Genomic DNA, 17636 nt, shown 5'->3' with positions numbered 1-17636 from the left:
AAATATTCGTAGGTTTTGTATTTATTAAAATCTAACCCTCTTGGGAACATATACAGACCACTTAAGGCATTGAAATACAAACCAGAACTAGGTCTATTATGTATATCCTGATTGGAATACATTAAACTTCCATCAAAAATTAATTTACTATCAAAGAAATTACTGGTATTTCTTACCGTTGCAGAATGTTGTTTAAACGTGTTGGTTGGAAGTATACCTTTATTCGAGGTGTTGGCATAAGAAAAGTAATTTTGCATACGATCAGATCCTCCACTTAATGAAACCGAATTAATATAAGTGGTACCCGTGTCGTAAAAGCCATCCACATGATCATTGAACGTGCCTTTTTCGCCCCAACTTTCTTCACTATCTGCTGTCGTTTGTTTATAGCGGTATTGCAATTTAGGGAGGTAGTATGCTTGGTCTGCTGTTAAGCCGCTGGAGATGTCAATTTTCATATTTCCGGCAGCCCCTTTTTTCGTGGTAATCATGATGGCTCCATTTGCACCTTGGCTACCATATAATGCCGAAGCAGAGGCCCCTTTCAACACGTTGATACTGGCTATATCATCCGCATTCAAGGTACTCAAAACATCTCCTCGATCGGTATCTCCTCCAAAAGCACCTTCACTTCCAGAACCAGAAGTGTTCGTGATAGGAAGACCATCGATCACATAAAGTGGTTGATTACTACGACCAGATTTAAACCCACGGAGCACAATATTTACCGAACCTCCAATTCCTGAATTACTTCGGTTAATTTGTACACCTGATACTTTGCCCGTCAAATTATTCATTGGATTGGCATCTTTAACTCTTGTTAAGTCTTCCCCTTTTACGACTTGCGTGGAGTACGTTAAGCTTTTCGCTTTCCGCTCTATCCCGAGGGCTGTTACTACAACGTCTTCAATAGCATTGGAAGAACTCGTTAATTTAATCGTTAAATTGTTTTCTTGAGCAGACACAGTCTTTTCTAAGCTGCTGTACCCCAGTGTGCTGAAAGTTAGGGTTAAACTTCCTGCAGGGACTTCAATACTGAATTTACCAGCCTCATCTGTGGAAGTTGCTTTCGTACTTCCTTGAACACGAACTGTTACTCCAGATATAGGATCATTGGTTGTGGCATCCAGGACTGTACCTGTGAGTGCCCGCTGTTGTGAAAATGCCGAACTCATCAACATGATGCACAACACAAGAATAGATACTTGTTTCATCATAAATTGTTTGTTTAGTTATTAAGTTAGTATTGTAACAAATGTAATACAAAATTTGAATTTGCAATATTATTACTTCAAAAAAATAGTAAACTTTTAATGAATTGTATAGGTAGTATCGAGCTTAAATTAATATATAATAAAAAATATTATAATTGGATTGGTATTGAAGATAACATTTTATTAATACGATTCTAAAGGTTTGCTTTTAGAATGTTCATATTCTTATTGTTCAATTTATTATGAATATACATTAATTTAGTTTTACTTATAAATATTAGTGAAAATATTTTTCAAAAAATATTGCATAGGAGCGTGTGCTTGCTAAATTTCAGTTTAACAGTATATTTTTATATCGTATTGATAATTAGTATAATAGTTTAAATTTATCGTTTTTTGAAAAATGTTCCTATGTAGTTTTGATTTGAGTGAGTTGAAAGCGTAGTATAAAATTTATTCAATCATTAAAAATCTTTTCAGCCAATTGTGAAGTGAAGTTAATTTATTGTATTTCAGTAATTATTTGATTAAATTGTTAACAGTAATAGCTGATTTTATTATGATGAGTTGGTTCAATAAGTATACTTGGGGATATTATCGATTAATTCTTTTACTTAATCTTGTAAATTCTATTGCCCTATTTACAATTTTTGTCCATAAAGGAGAACAGCCTTTACTTGTTTATCCTGAAATTTTTGTGAGTTTTGGGTTCTTAGTGAGTTTTTTTATGACTAGGTTTTTCGATAAAAATACGTTCTATATATATTATAATTTAGGGTATACAAGAAGAGCCTTATTTTTTAGCTCATTGGTTATCAACAGCCTAATTGCAATTATTATTTACTTATTAATCTGGCTATGGAACATGCTGTTCGGGAGTTATACGTAGATTCGGTAGAATTTAGGTATCAATATGATAAGCAATTATTTTCTGGAGTATATTTTTCCTTAAAAATAGGCGATGTTGCAGGTTTACTAGGCAGGAATGGCTGCGGTAAAACGACTTTAATGAAAATTATTTTTGGAAGTTTAAGAGCCAAATTTGCATATATACGTGTCAATGGTAAAAAAGTTAATTGTGCGCTTCGTACCAAAGAGGTTTCTTATCTTCCTCAAGATAGCTTTTTACCCACCAGTTATACCGTGCGCCAGATGATAGAATACCTAATAAGTCAAGCGGCTAACAGAGATAAAATTATGAAAGTAGATTTAATTCAACCCATATTAGATACGCGAATTGCAAATATATCAGGAGGAGAATTAAGGTTATTAGAAGTGCTACTCATCATGGAAATGCCTGCCAGTTTCGTATTGTTAGACGAGCCATTTTCGGGCTTGACTCCTATAATAGTTGAAACAATTCAGCAAATTATTTTAGAAAAGAGTCAAAGCAAAGGAATACTAATTTCCGATCATCAATACCTAAATGTATTGGATGTATGTAATCAATTGTATTTATTAGAAAATGGTGGCTGTAGAAAAATCAATAATAAACAGGAGTTGGAAACATTTTATGTTCCTGATCATACCTTTGATTAATCAAAATGCATATCCTTAACAATTCGTTTCATTAAATTATGCTCAGGTTTTTTAAGCATACTTATTAGGGGTAATATCCTATGAATTGCTTAAAAATTTTAATAAAATCTAGTCTATTTACTGCAATTCCTTGCAGTTTTTCGCATCTTTATAATCGTATATTTGTTTCTATATAAAAAGTTCACATGTCGACAATTTTGATAAAGAATGCCCAAGTGGTTAATGAAGGAAGGGTAGAAAAATTAGACCTGTTCATAAAACAGGGTAGAATTGAAAAGATAGCCCCAGAAATCAACGAAGCCGCAGACCAACAAATTGATGCCGAAGGATTGCACTTATTGCCAGGTTTAATCGATGATCAAGTGCATTTCAGAGAGCCAGGTCTGACGTATAAAGCCAATATATTTACCGAAAGTCGAGCTGCTGTTGCAGGGGGAACAACTTCTTTTATGGAAATGCCAAATACAGTTCCAAATACCTTAACACAGCGTTTACTACAAGATAAATACGATATAGCGCAAGACAGCTCCCTAGCAAATTATTCCTTTTTCATGGGTGCTGCAAACGACAACTTGCAAGAAGTGTTAAAGACCAATCCTCGCGATGTTTGTGGAATAAAAGTATTCATGGGCTCTTCGACAGGTAATATGCTGGTGGATAATGAGGAGTCGTTAGAAGCATTGTTCAGTCAGGCACCTACACTTATTGCTACACATTGTGAAGATGAATCTACGATTCAAGCTAATTTGGCGAAATTTAAAGCCCAATATGGTGACGATATTAGCATTGAAATGCATCCTTTAATTCGTTCTGCAGAAGCTTGTTATCTATCCTCTTCAAAGGCGGTAGCCTTGGCCAAGAAGCATCAGGCTCGATTACATATTTTACATATTTCTACTGCGCGTGAAACGGCATTGTTTGATCATACCATACCACTGGAAGAGAAAAAAATTACAGCAGAGGCCTGTGTGCATCATTTATGGTTTTCCGATGAGGATTATTCGACAAAGGGGAATTTTATTAAATGGAATCCTGCTGTAAAAACTAAAGATGACCGAGACGCCATTTTGCAAGCTGTGTTGGACGATCATATTGATGTGATTGCAACCGATCATGCACCACATACCTTAGAAGAAAAACAGCAACCTTATTTACAAGCTCCTTCTGGTGGTCCATTGGTACAACATGCTTTGCAAGCATTGTTGGATATGGTGAAAGTTGGCAAACTTACATTGGAGCAATTAGTGCAAAAAACAGCTCACAATACCGCGATATTGTTTCAAATTGAACAAAGAGGGTTTATCAGGGAAGGCTATTGGGCTGATCTGGTATTGGTTGATTTAAATAAACCCTACACGGTGACCAAAGAAAATATATTATCCAAATGTGGATGGTCACCCTTTGAAAACCATACATTCTCATCCACTATAGTACACAGCTTAGTTTCTGGAAACTTGGCATATAGTCAAGGTGAAATTATCGAAGTGGGTTCTGGACATCGTTTATTATTTAATAGATAATCATGAATAAGCGTTCATTTTTAAAATCTTTGGGTCTAGGTGTTATGGGCTTGCCCTTGATAGGAAAGTCAGATGCCTTGGCAACCGTAAATTTATTAGCTCCTATCCTTAAAGGATCTGTTCTAAAAGCAGGAGATACCATCGGCATCATTACGCCCGCTAGTGCTTTGGGAAACGAAGAGACGATTACCACGACGAAAGAAGTGCTTCAATATTTTGGATTTAAAGTAAAAGAAGGTAAATATATTCGTGAGCGTTATGGGAACCTTGCCGGTACGGATGACCAACGATTAGCGGATCTGCACGACATGTTTGCTGATAAATCTGTTCAGGGTATTCTTTGTATTCGGGGTGGAAGTGGTGCATCCAGGTTGTTGGGAAGAATTGATTACGATCTCATCGCGCGGAATCCAAAAGTATTATTAGGGTATAGTGATATTACGGCTTTGATTATGGCTTTGTATGCTAAAATTGGCTTAGTTACTTTTCATGGACCTGTAGGGGCGAGTACCTGGAGTAATTTTGTTGCCAAGACGTTTACCGATCAATTTATCGACAATAAATTGGTAACGTTCAGTAATCCGGTGAATAAAGGAGAAAGTATCGTTCAATATAAAGATCGAATAAGCACTATCAATCCGGGAATAGTGGAAGGGAAACTTTTAGGAGGCAACTTAACCTTGATTTCAGGCTTATGTGGATCGCCATACTTGCCAGATTTCAAAGATTCCATATTGTTTTTAGAAGAAATAAATGAGTCTCCTGAAAAAGTAGATCGCATGTTCTGTCAATTGATGAATGCAGGAATTTTAAAACAGATCAAAGGATTTGTTTTCGGAAAATGCACAGATTGTTCACCATCTGCCGGATATGGCTCGTTAAATCTAGATCAGATTCTTCGGGATTATATTAAACCATTGGGGATTCCTTCGTACAGTGGAGCTGTTATTGGTCATATCGATAATCAATTTCTATTGCCCGTAGGAGTCAAAGTTCGTATGGATGCTGATAAAGGGACAATAGAGTTTTTAGAAAAAGCGTTAGTATAATATGAGGTTATTCATTTTCTTTTCTTTTCTGTTGGCGTTTAGTTCTTGTGGAACTCCATCAGGTTCCCGTACCGAAGGAATTCAGCTGGATTCCAGTCAATGGAATAATTTGCATGAACAGTTTAAAGAATCCGCAATTATTCACCGTCGATTTAAACACGTTACTGTAGATTCCTTATTGCAGCAGCATGCACAATCGTCCATTTATAAATTGGATGAAATTGGGAAATCTGTAGAAGGGAGGGCAATATATGAATTGACTTATGGACAGGGAGCAAAGAAAGTTATGCTTTGGTCTCAAATGCATGGGGATGAACCAACAGCGACCATGGCCTTATTTGATATCTTTAATTTTCTAAAAGGCAGTGGCGATGGATTTGATTCAATTCGGAATATATTAAAGGAAGAATTAGCCATACATGTCATTCCAATGTTGAATCCTGACGGTGCCGAGCGGTATATGCGAAGGAATGCTCAGCGTATCGATTTAAATCGTGATGCCAGAGCTGGGCAAACCGTAGAAGGCGCATTGTTGCGATCAAGAGCGAAAGCTATTGCTCCAAGATTTGGATTCAATCTACATGATCAACATATTTACTACAATACAGCAGGTTCTACCAAACCTGTAAGTATTTCCCTACTTGCGCCTGCATTCAATCAGGAACGTGATGTCAATGAAGTGCGTGAAGGAGCTATGAAAATTATTGTTGGGATGAATAAAGTGCTGAATCAATATATTCCAGGAGCAATTGCTCGGTACGATGATACCTATACCCCAAGAGGTTTTGGAGATAATTTCCAAAGCTGGGGAGCAAGTACGGTACTTATTGAGTCTGGAGGCATGAAAGGTGATCCTGAAAAACAACAGATTCGTAAACTTAATTTCATCATCATCTTAAATGCGCTTTTAGAAATTGCGCAAGGATCCTATCAGCAGTATGAAGCGAAACAATATGAGGATATTCCTTATAATACCAGTCAATTACATGATTTGGTGCTGCGAGGCCTTTCTTTTGGTTCCGATGCAATACCATTGAATAGCGATATTGCTATCCGAAGATCAGAAAATACGGTAGGTACAGACTTCTTTGTGCGCGGACGTGTGGAAGATGTAGGAGATTTACAAGAGTCATTTGGCTATGAAGAGTTAGATGCGAAAGGTTTAACGTTTGTGATGGGAAAAATGGCAGAAAAGCCGATTGATTCATTAAATGCACTAACAGCAGCAATAGCCTATGAATTGTTGAAAAAAGGAATTATGGGAATTGCTGTAAAATCTCCAAAGTTGGAGGATGCAGGAAAATTACATAATTTACCCATTCATATCACTGCAAAAAACTCATTTGCCAGTACACCTTTCATTGATCTAGGCGGAACGACCAACTTCTACCTAGCAGACGCTGCAGGTACTTTAAAATATGCTGTTTTAAATGGGTACCTTATTGACTTGTCTAAACCTTTAGAAGAACTTCCGTTGATTAAGAGTCAGGTGTTTTGAGATAGTATTTAGTAGCTAACGTGAGTTCGGGATAAGAAATAAGATTAAAAAAGAGTGTTAAAACATAAAAACGCTTGTTTTTTAGTGTAATTACTTGAGAATACAATTGTTAAAAATATAAATCAAGTCCTGTGTTGAGAGATAAAATTTGAATTATATACCTTTTCATAAAAGGTTCGTGTCAAATAATTTTGATCACTAATTTGTGCTTTACTTAAAGAGGAAAACATAGTAATCATTAGAAATAATAAGATCTGATTTTTTATCCCATTTTTTTATTAAGGACAGTTTCCCTTTTTCGAGGGGGCATTGGACTTATTTTTACTTATAGTTGTATTTAGGAAATTCCCGGATCTAATGTCTTTTCCTAAGTTTTCCGCAGATGTTGCATTAAATACCATATCTGTCGCTTTAGTTGACGGAAGGTTAATCCCTCCCAAAAAAAAATCCAACAGCTATCCCAAAATCGGTGCAAGCATAACTATTAACATTTCGATTTGACTTTTGAAAATGGAATTTTGGTCATCGAAGAGCTAAGGGAAAATAACTGATCTTTTCTTCTTCTTTGGCTTCGCTTATCGTAAGAAAATACTTTGAGCGTACTAGATTTACTTTTATAACTTGCATTAAATTCTATTCATTTAAAACTTGGAGGCTTTCGTGAGTGGTTGGTTATATTTTATTTTATTTTATTAATGTGAAGTTACCTACTGCCCATAAACCCATTTTCATGTTTACCATACCTTCTGAGATTGCTTACAAGGATATAGTTAAGTCCTTTATATTTGAATGCAATTTTCTCTCTAAATATGAGTTCTTCCTACCACAATCTTGAAATAAATACATGGATAAAGAAAATACTCACCAGAAGATGGTTTTCCCGAAAAAAGGTATACTTTTTTAAGATTAGAGGATGAAATTGTCGATATACATTCTCCAATCTTCTCCGAATCAATTTGAAAAGGTATTAATACTGTTTTGGAAGTATATCCTTTATTTTTGATATCTGTATAAATACTTTTGAAATCAAGATCATTCTTTATTTTTTGCATATAGTCAACAAATCGAGGCTGTGCGCTATCAGAGAAAACAATATTCTGTACCTCCCCTTTATTATCAAATTGAAGCTTCATTAATGTAATCGTTGGAATACAATGGTCTTTAAGTTCTTCAGGATATTTGAAATGTACAGCTAGACTAGAATACACCCTTTCAAATGAAGGAAAATCATCATTTTTCTGACCAAAAAGAGTAAGAGAAATGAAAAAATACAATACAGTAACTAAAAAAATCCTTTTCATATTTATGATATTTATTGACATTTTTTTCCTTTGTAACCAAGCTCGTAGTCAGCTAGGATTCTAGATCTATCATTTAAAGATGGTAATTTATTCCCTAGTTGTGATTCTATCGAGCTCCATGTTTGGTTAATTACACTATTTTGAAATGCTTCATATAAACCCCCAAATGCAACGATAAGCCCATTGTCTACACTGTTCGGTTCATGCTGGTCATCTATACAGCTGACAATTGATAGGAATAGAACAATAATTAATAAATTTTTTTCATAAAATATCCAAATAATATTAATATTTATGAATAATTACAATATTTATAAAGAGAATTATATTCTATTTAAAATAATATATTTTTTATTAATATATATTAAAGGTAAAAAAACTGAAATAGCACAATGGAATTATTATTCTTTGTGTTTACTGGATATCTAAATTTTAATGAGACATGAAAATTAATCTTGTATAGCTCTGACAATTTTGGTGTCTCAAATAAATCAATTGGTAATTTTTTCAAGGAGGAAATATGGTATTCCGTTACGAAATTACTAACATAACGATATAACAAACTGCAATGCATTAGTAATCCCTCCACTTCATAAAAGCCTGTTGGTCACTCAGGCCTCAATGTTGACACTATTTTAAAAGGCTTGTAGATAAGTCCCACGCTGTCAAAAATACCGCAAACAGTTTCCTATATACTTCTTATTTATCGCTGAACCATGCTAGTGCATTTCTCATCAGCGACTTTTGCTTAACTCGCAGGACGACGAGCGATTAAAGTTCACAACTTTACGAGGTAAACTAAAGATAAACAAACGCATGAAAAACCATAAACAACTAATCGAACTACAAAATCAAATTGATCAACTAATCATGCATTTAAATGATATATCGCAAATGCTTTCCCAATCGAATAACCAAATAGGAGATATTCACAACGTGTTATTCAACAAGGTCGGTAAAGCAAAAGAAGAGAGGGGAAAATAAATAACATATATGACTGCGCAAATCTTATTGAAAGATGTTGCTAAACTAACTAAGCGGAAATAGTAACCATTTATGACTCGATGCAATCCAGAGAGAAAAGGCATTTCAGAGCTACATCTTACGAATTTACCTAGTTTCTTTGCTTCTTCTGTGATGGCAGAGCAAGCCTTTAGATCAATTCCAAAAGACTTCTCTTCCCATTAATTCTCCGCCTATGATACCTATATTTATTGTTTTCATATATGGTTATTAATCGAACTTACGTTAGTTAGTAGTTAGTTATTGGTCAAATATCTAATTACTAACTACTTAATACTAACGGCTACTCAGAAATTTCTTAAGTTTTGGAGCAATGACTACTTGACAAAATTGATTTTCAGGATTTTGATTAAAGTAATTGTGGTGGTAATTTTCTGCTACCCAAAAAGTTACAGCAGGTTCTATCGCTGTGACGATTGGAGCATTGAACACTTGTGCATTTTCTAATTCGCTAACGAAATTTTGGGCTTCTGTCTGTTGCTCATCCGAATGGTAAAAAATAACCGAACGATATTGGGTTCCAACATCAGCACCTTGGCGATTTAAGGTGGTTGGGTCATGGGTTTTGAAAAAAACTTCCATTAATTCTTGAAAGGAAGTTTGAGTTTCATCATAATTGATTTCAATAACCTCTACGTGGCCTGTTGCGCCAGAACATACTTGTTCGTAAGTTGGGTTTTCACGATTCCCGCCCATATATCCAGGGGCTACTGAAATGACGCCTGGGGTATTTTGAAAGATTACTTCTGTACACCAGAAGCAACCTCCACCGAATGTTGCTATCATATTTTTAATTCTATTGGATGACAAATTTACGAAGAAAATAGCATTAGCCTTCTTTCCTTTTGTAATGGAACTTTCCTTTTTCTATTAAGTCTTGTTTATCCTTGTCGCAAATTGCAAATGTAAATCCATCTTGTAATGCATAAGAGCCATATTCTCCTTGTTTGTTTAAGGCTAGAAAGCCCACTTGAATATCCTTCGCGATATCAGGTTTTTTCTTCACAATACGCAATACAGCCTCTTTGCAAGCCTCTTCTGGAGACAAACCCTGCCGCATCAACTCAACCACCAAGAAGCTTCCTACCGTTCGGATCACCTCTTCACCCACTCCTGTGGATGTTGCCCCTCCGATTTCATTGTCTACATATAAGCCTGCGCCGATGATGGGACTATCGCCTACACGGCCGCGCATTTTAAAAGCCATCCCACTGGTGGTGCATGCACCAGATAAATTGCCATTGGCATCTAGGGCTAACATGCCTATAGTGTCGTGATTGTATTGATTACCTGGTAATTTTTCTGTGGCAAAGGCTTTATTTTCTATATTAATCATTGGTTTGTAGTTCTTTTCCTTAAGCCATTCTTTCCAAGCCTTTTCGGAGGATTCGATCAATAAGTTTTCTTCTTTAAATCCCTGTTCAATAGCAAATTGCTTGGCGCCTTCACCTACTAGCATGACATGAGGAGTTTTTTCCATCACCAAACGAGCGACCGCAATAGGGGAGGCGATATTTTCCAATGCAGCTACCGAACCACAGTTCCCTTGCTCATCCATGATGCAGGCATCCAAGGAAACATGTCCATCGCGGTCAGGATATCCGCCTTTGCCAACGGTCGGGTTAGAAAGGTCTGCTTCTGCTACCTGAACACCTTTTTCAACAGCATCTAATGCGCGACCTTCTTTTTTTAAGATCTCCCAAGCAGCAGCATTCGCAGCTACCCCAAAATCCCAGGTCGAAATAACAATGGGTTTACGAATCGTTGCTGTTTTATTGGATGCTGTTTGGCAAGAGATCACCGTAGCTATGCTGCCTACGCCTGCTGCTGCAACGACAGATTGTTTTAGAAAATTCCTTCTTGATTGCTTACTGTTCGTCATGATTGATTTGTAATTATACGTTCTACTGCGTTTTTAGCTTTTATTGATTGCAAAATCCGTAAAAAAATGCTTAATTGCATGCGTTATAAATACGCATTTTGCGCATTAAATTTTGATTCATTTAACTAATCAAATAATGATTAAAAATACTTCAATATTTTGTTTTCTCTTGCTATTCTGTAAAATTTCTTTTGGTCTGCAACAGGCATCGCAAATGAAAAATACAGAAACGCTTATTCATGAGCCAAATGGATTAGACTCCACGCAGCTTAAGAAATTGGAAGCCATTGTCCAAGAAGCAAAGCGGCAATTTGCACCGGATAAACGTACGCGCATTGTCACGTTAACGGTGATCGATTTAAAAAATCAACGATTTGAAATTGAATCTACCGAAGATAATGCATCTGCATTTATTCAGAAACAAATCAAAGGCCTGCCCATTCAAGTCAAGATAAATAGTTTGCCAGATAGTAGTGTTGGGGATAAACAATTTGCCATTGTCAATCTTTCTGTTGCTAACTTTAGAACACAACCTGGAAATGCCTCAGAAATGGCTACACAAGCACTGTTAGGTACCCAAGTAGATTTATTGCAAAAAGCCAATGGAGAATATCGGGCGAGAACACCGGAAGGATATATTTCCTGGGTTCCTGCATCAGCAGTCACAGCCATGAATAAAGCGGAATTGCTTGCTTGGAATAAACAGAAAAAATTAATTTATACCCAAGAGTTTGGGAAGTCTTATTCCCAAGCAGATTTAAAAAGTATCCGTGTGACGGATTTGGTATATGGTAACATTTTGAGTTTAATCGGAGAAGAATCTGGCTATTTCCAAGTTCAATACCCAGATAAGCGGATGGCCTATATTCCCAAGTCAGAGGCTATTTCGTTTGATGTCTGGTTAACGAGTAGATCCTTAACTCCGGAAAATGTTGTTGCAAGTGCTAAAACAATGATGGGTTTACCTTATTTATGGGGTGGTACGTCTGTAAAAGGAGTAGATTGCAGTGGCTTTACTAAAACTTCGTATTTTATGAATGGCTATGTTATTCCTAGGGATGCGTCACAACAGGTATTGGCAGGGGAGAAAATTGATATTTTGGATCAGGAAGGTCATTTCGATGCTAATAAAGCCTTAAAAAATCTAAAGCCAGCGGATCTCTTGTTTTTTGCTTCTGGTAAAAATAGCAATCCAAATGCGCGAGTTACCCATGTGGCCTTGTACCTGGGGAATGGAGAATTTATTCATGCAGCGGGAACTGTTCGCATAAATTCCATGTTTAAAGATGCTGCCAATTACGATGATTTTCAAACAAGAACGGTGGTTGCTGCCAGAAGATATATTGGAGTGAATGACCAGCAGGTCGAAAAAATTCAAAATAACCCTTATTATACTGTAAAATAATATGAGCACTAACAATTGGGAAAGTAGAAGCATGGGGGCTTTTACATTAAGGTATAAACCCTATACTTTAGAACTAAGGCATGTCTTTACCGTAGCGTCATTCAGCAGAAATACTACGCCTGGTTTATTGTTGGAGTTGGAATATGAGGGTTTGGTAGGGTATGGCGAAGCCAGTATGCCTCCTTACTTAGGAGAGTCCCAAGAAAGTGTTATTCAATTTTTAAGGAAGATTGATTTATCCCGATTTAAATCTCCTTTTGAAACCGCCGATATTCTTCATGCGATCGATGAAGTAGATCTGAAAAACACGGCAGCGAAGGCTTCTATTGACATTGCTTTACATGACTTATTGGGGAAGTTAATGGGGCAACCATTTTATAAAATTTGGGGTTTGAATCCAAGTTTAATTCCTCCGACTTCTTTTACTATAGGGATCGATACGGAAGATATGATTCGTAAAAAGCTGGCAGAAGCTGAACAATTTGATATATTAAAAGTAAAATTGGGGCTTGAAACAGATCGAATGATTATTGAAACTATTCGATCGGTAACTGATGTGCCATTATGTGCAGATGTAAACCAAGGTTGGAAAAATAAAGAGGAAGCCTTAGAAATGGCGCATTGGTTAAGCGATCAAAATGTTGTTTTCTTAGAGCAACCCATGCCAAAGGAAATGATAGACGCTAATGCCTGGCTGACCGAGCGGTCTCCTATTCCTACTATTGCAGATGAAGCTTGCCAACGTTTAGTGGATGTGCCTAAATTACAGGGGGTATATTCAGGAATAAATATCAAATTAATGAAATGTACAGGCATGCGAGAAGCCAAGAAAATGGCGGAACTGGCCAGAGCACTCGAACTTAAAGTTATGCTAGGCTGCATGACGGAAACCTCTTGCGCTATTTCAGCTGCTGCACAATTGGGGCCACTGGTAGATTGGGCAGATCTTGATGGTGCTTTATTGATTGCTAATGATGTGTACGAAGGGATGGCTGTGGTGGATGGAAGGTGTATTTTGCCTGATCGTCCCGGGATTGGCCTGCGGAATATTTAATAAAATTTTTAGTAAATAATTGAATTGATAAACTTCTATAGGGATACACTATAGAAGTTTTTTTATGGAGATTAACTAATTAAATTAGAAACTAAGTTATTAGGACTCCTGTCTGTAAAATATTGATTCTTAAAATACCCTATAAGAGCTTAAATAGTAGAGATTACGCTGTTTTTTCGTTGCAAAGATTTGGATTCCCTCATCAGCAATAGACTTGTTGATGTGCCTTGAATTTACATTTCTCTTGCATATTTAGGATTTTGTATATTTTTTATTGCCCACATATTTTCCATCCGCTTTTTGTCTTTTATATGGAACTCATTCGGAACTCATTCGGAACTCATTCGGATATCGATCGGAACTGCTATGAAAATTTTCGAAGGATTTCCGATGGATTTCCGAATGATTATCAAGTGTATTCAATCTTTTACTCCTCTAAATTTTAAAATTAGGCGAATTATTTTAATATTAATTTAACATATGTTAACATTTAAAGGATATTCTTTCGAATGTATTTGAATAAATATTTAAGGATGTAAAATTTTGCAATAAAAAAAGGCTATTTAGTGTTTTTTAGGGAAGTAAAATGAAAATTATTCTACCTGTTTGTGGTTTAATTCGAAATATAAATCAATAAATGTGTTTTTGTTATTCATATAGCGTGTTTTATGGATGTATGCAGGTGTTTTGTAGATGTAAAACACGATTGGTTGTGAATAAATTGATTTTATGAATCGCTTGATGGTTATTTTTGGTTTTGTGCGCTGGTATTTCGGGTTAATCAAAAAAACGTAGCTGTATTTTTATTATTTAGTTGTTTCTTAGTGATTAATGTTTGTTAAAGACTGCATAAAAACGTCTTTAATTGCAAGATTCAAGGGTAAAAAGCGATGTTAATCGATTAATGTTGCTTTTTTTTGCAATAATCTTGTAATTAATCTCACAAATAAGTTACCTTAGTGTAAGATTTTTAAAACCAATCAAGCTAAAGATGAATCTACCTTCAATCATTTCAATTGCGGTAGCATCAGTTTGCTCAATGCAAATGCTATCTGCACAACAACAATCTATAGCTGGAAAAATCACTGATAAAAATGGATCACCTATCGTAGGTGTGTCCGTATTTATTAAAGGTACCCAAATAGGGACTTCCAGTAATGAAAATGGATTATTTTCAATTAATGCCTCATCCAACAGTATTCTCGTTTTTAGTGCTGTAGGCTATGCCAGCCAGGAGCTTGCTCTGAATGGTCGTAGTAACCTGCAAGTGACTATGGATGAGGATAGTGGTGAAATTGACGAGGTGGTGGTAACGGCGTTGGGGATTCAACGTAGCCAACGTTCCTTGGGTTTTGGTGCTCAGGGTGTTTCCAGTAAAACGCTGAATGCGAATAAGCAACCCAACATGATTAATGCTATGCAGGGTAAAGTTGCTGGTGTAACAATTAGCTCTACTGGAGGTGCGCCCGGACAAGGAGCAAATATCCAAATTCGAGGTAATAACTCCATCGATCCTGCACGAGAAAGTCAACCATTATTTGTTATCGATGGAATTTTGATGGATAACAGCACCTCTGTGCAAGGAGGTGGTGCTGAATTGCGAGGCATGAGTAACCGTGGGGTAGATATTAATCCGGACGACATCGAAACCATGAATATCTTGAAAGGTGGGGCAGCCACTGCTTTATATGGCTTACGTGGTGCGAATGGCGTAGTTATTATCACGACGAAAAGTGGAAAGGCAGGTACTTTAAAGATTGATTACCAAGGGACGGCAGGATTTGAGAATGTGAATAAAACTCCAAAGATTCAAGATACGTATTCCCAAGGCTGGAAAGGAGTTTATAGTGCTGATGATTTTTGGCCATCTTGGGGACCGACCGTGGATGAAGCTAAAAAACTAGACAATACACACCCTAATCAATTGTATAATCCATTCGAAGAAGCATTTGATACAGGTTCACAATTTAGAAATTCCTTAAGCTTTGCTGGTGGTTCTGAAAAAATGAATTTCTTAGCATCTCTTTCTCAAATGAGTCATACTGGGGTATTGCCGGCTACCGATTTTAAAAATTACCAAGCACGGATTAATACCAATTTCACGATTTCGGAGAAATTAAAAGGAGGTGTTTCCCTAAACACAACGAATTCAGGTGGGTTCCGAGGAAATGCAAACCGCTACGCAGAACAATTAATTTATTGGTCTCCAAGACATAATTTGCGCGATTATATTTTAGATAATGGAACGATGAATGCCTATGGCGGGACCGATAATCCAATTTATATAGCGCATACCAACAGATTGAAAGATGATGTATTGCGGTTGATCGGTGGAGCGAATGTGACTTACTCCCCTGCGAAATGGGTGGACCTTTCCTACCGTTTGGGTATAGATGCTTACCGCGATACTAGAGAAGGTACAGCCATAGGATTTAGAGGCTTAGCTGATGAAAGATTAGTTGCAGATAATGGAGTAGAAGGTGCCGATGGTCGTGGATACTATAATGTTTATAATAATAACTTCCGAGCAATCAGTAGTACATTTATAGCTACTCTAAAACACAGTTTCACTTCAGATTTTAATGGAACTTTACGTTTAGGCCAGGATATATACGATCGTCGGAGAAAGCAAAATGCAATAGAAGGTGGTGACCTTACGGTATACAATTGGTTTGATTTAGGGAATGCTAATATTTTAAAGTCCAGTTCGGATTTAAGAGCCTATAGGTTGATGGGCTTGTTTGCAGAAATGGCTTTTGATTATAAAAACTATTTATTTTTAAATGTTACCGGGCGAAATGACATTACTTCCTCATTAAATAGACCAAATAATTCTTTTTTCTATTCTTCCGCTTCATTAAGTTATGTGTTTTCAGATCATATTCAATTGCCTGAAAGCATAAATTATGGCAAGCTGCGCTTATCTTATGCTGGAATTGGTAAGGATGGTGCCGAATATTCTACGAGTGCAGGTTTTGCGCCTTATATCAATCTTCCAACTGGATTTATCGGGTTCACAAGACCGGCATTATTGGGTGATTACAATTTGAAACCTGAATTTACCAATACAATTGAGGCTGGTTTGGAATTGAAGTTTTTGAAAAATCGCTTAGGTTTTGATTTAAATTTCTATAATTCTACCAGTAAAGATCAAATCATTCAAGTGCCAGTGAGTTCTACAACAGGATTTGTTACTGCAGCGATCAATGCGGGAAGTTTACGTAATAGGGGTTTAGAAATCACTTTGAATACAGTTCCGGTGAAGAAAGATGATTTTTCATGGTCTTCGGATATCAACTTTTCATTCAATAGAAGTAAGGTGTTAGAAATCAGGGAAGATCTAAAAGATGAAATTATCGTCGCTTCAGAATTTGGGTATTTAAGTTCCAATGTGTATATGATCATTAAACCAGGGGAATCTTACGGGGGCTTATATGGTCGATCATTTAAACGATACTATTCTGCGGACGAAATAGCTCAAGGTTTGGATAAATCGGATGAATTGGATAAGGACAGACCGCTTTTAATCGGAGCAAATGGTTTTCCAGTATTGGAATCTACTTCCAATCGTAAAAAACTTGGAAATGTACAGCCAAGTTGGATAGGTGGTTGGAATAATACGTTTACCTACAAAAATTTAAGTATGAACGTGTTATTAGATGCGCGTGTAGGGCAATCCAGATATAATCAATTAGGGAACTTTATGTCTGCCTTTGGATACGCAGATTACACCGAAGATCGTAACGATTACAAAGTCTTCGAAGGTAAGTTGGCCGATGGTACGGAGAACACGAAAGAAATATGGTTAGGCCAAGGTAATGACCCGAAAAATAATGTGAATTATGGTGATGGTTTTTACCGTTTATACCATCGTGGAAATTCGGAGGCTTTTGTGGAAGATGCTTCTTGGTTAAGATTGCGTTCCGTATCGGTAAGCTATAGTTTGCCACAGAAATTGTTCAATAATAAATTTATCAAGAATGTACAAATGTCTGTGATTGGAAACAATTTAGCATTATGGACCAAATATTCAGGCTACGATCCGGAAAGTTCAACGACGGCTAGTGGATCTAATATTGAGGGATTTGCAGGGATGACTTACCCTGCTGTACGCAGTTTCTTATTTAGTTTAAATGTTGGCTTTTAATTAT

The 17636-nt window shown here is 36.5% G+C and carries 12 protein-coding genes; 8 read left to right on the top strand and 4 right to left on the bottom strand.

Going from position 1 to position 17636, the window contains the following annotated elements:
* Nucleotides 1–1217: carboxypeptidase-like regulatory domain-containing protein (locus ACFRAE_RS10100; RefSeq protein ID WP_422797032.1), on the bottom strand; the 1217-nt coding region annotated here is incomplete at its 3' end.
* 855 nt (nucleotides 1218–2072) lie between these two features.
* Between ACFRAE_RS10100 and ACFRAE_RS10095 the strand changes: the two genes are divergently transcribed.
* The 4 genes from ACFRAE_RS10095 (at nucleotide 2073) to ACFRAE_RS10080 (ending at nucleotide 6820) form a co-directional block, all read left to right on the top strand.
* Nucleotides 2073–2753: an ATP-binding cassette domain-containing protein gene (locus ACFRAE_RS10095; RefSeq protein WP_422797031.1), complete on the top strand. Its 681-nt coding sequence runs from the start codon at nucleotides 2073–2075 to the stop codon at nucleotides 2751–2753.
* 185 nt (nucleotides 2754–2938) lie between these two features.
* Nucleotides 2939–4273: a dihydroorotase gene (locus ACFRAE_RS10090; protein WP_422797030.1), complete on the top strand. Its 1335-nt coding sequence runs from the start codon at nucleotides 2939–2941 to the stop codon at nucleotides 4271–4273.
* A 2-nt stretch (nucleotides 4274–4275) separates the two neighbouring features.
* Nucleotides 4276–5322: a S66 peptidase family protein gene (locus tag ACFRAE_RS10085; protein WP_422797029.1), complete on the top strand. Its 1047-nt coding sequence runs from the start codon at nucleotides 4276–4278 to the stop codon at nucleotides 5320–5322.
* Between the two features lies 1 nt (nucleotide 5323).
* Complete coding sequence (locus ACFRAE_RS10080) at nucleotides 5324–6820, top strand: M14 family zinc carboxypeptidase (protein ID WP_422797028.1); 1497 nt, start codon at nucleotides 5324–5326, stop codon at nucleotides 6818–6820.
* Between the two features lie 803 nt (nucleotides 6821–7623).
* On the opposite strand, the gene ACFRAE_RS10075 is transcribed toward ACFRAE_RS10080, so the two are convergent.
* Nucleotides 7624–8121, bottom strand: a complete 498-nt coding sequence (locus ACFRAE_RS10075) for a hypothetical protein (protein WP_422797027.1) — start codon at nucleotides 8119–8121, stop codon at nucleotides 7624–7626.
* A gap of 816 nt (nucleotides 8122–8937) precedes the next feature.
* Between ACFRAE_RS10075 and ACFRAE_RS10070 the strand changes: the two genes are divergently transcribed.
* On the top strand, nucleotides 8938–9105 hold the full coding sequence (locus tag ACFRAE_RS10070; RefSeq protein WP_422797026.1) for a hypothetical protein: 168 nt from the start codon (nucleotides 8938–8940) through the stop codon (nucleotides 9103–9105).
* Between the two features lie 315 nt (nucleotides 9106–9420).
* Here the strand turns inward: ACFRAE_RS10070 and msrA are convergent, their stop codons facing one another.
* Both msrA and ACFRAE_RS10060 read right to left on the bottom strand, forming a co-directional pair.
* Nucleotides 9421–9930 carry a peptide-methionine (S)-S-oxide reductase MsrA gene (msrA, locus tag ACFRAE_RS10065; RefSeq protein WP_422797025.1) on the bottom strand — a complete coding sequence of 170 codons (510 nt, stop codon included), beginning with the start codon at nucleotides 9928–9930 and terminating at the stop codon, nucleotides 9421–9423.
* 43 nt (nucleotides 9931–9973) lie between these two features.
* The gene (locus tag ACFRAE_RS10060) at nucleotides 9974–11026 is read right to left on the bottom strand and encodes a N(4)-(beta-N-acetylglucosaminyl)-L-asparaginase (RefSeq protein WP_422797024.1); all 1053 of its coding nucleotides are present in this window, start codon (nucleotides 11024–11026) and stop codon (nucleotides 9974–9976) included.
* Nucleotides 11027–11240: 214 nt separating this feature from the next.
* Here ACFRAE_RS10060 and ACFRAE_RS10055 point away from each other — a divergent pair, with 214 nt between their 5' ends.
* From ACFRAE_RS10055 to ACFRAE_RS10045, 3 genes are all read left to right on the top strand, one after another.
* Nucleotides 11241–12431: an NlpC/P60 family protein gene (locus ACFRAE_RS10055; RefSeq protein ID WP_422797023.1), complete on the top strand. Its 1191-nt coding sequence runs from the start codon at nucleotides 11241–11243 to the stop codon at nucleotides 12429–12431.
* A 1-nt stretch (nucleotide 12432) separates the two neighbouring features.
* Nucleotides 12433–13485: a dipeptide epimerase gene (locus tag ACFRAE_RS10050; RefSeq protein ID WP_422797022.1), complete on the top strand. Its 1053-nt coding sequence runs from the start codon at nucleotides 12433–12435 to the stop codon at nucleotides 13483–13485.
* A gap of 991 nt (nucleotides 13486–14476) precedes the next feature.
* A complete protein-coding gene (locus ACFRAE_RS10045) occupies nucleotides 14477–17632 on the top strand; it encodes a SusC/RagA family TonB-linked outer membrane protein (protein WP_422797021.1) in 3156 nt (1051 codons plus the stop codon).
* Nucleotides 17633–17636: the final 4 nt, after the last annotated feature.

The organism is Sphingobacterium sp. HJSM2_6 (assembly GCF_049316305.1).
GTDB lineage: Bacteria > Bacteroidota > Bacteroidia > Sphingobacteriales > Sphingobacteriaceae > Sphingobacterium.
This window is presented reverse-complemented; position numbering and strand designations above follow the sequence as displayed.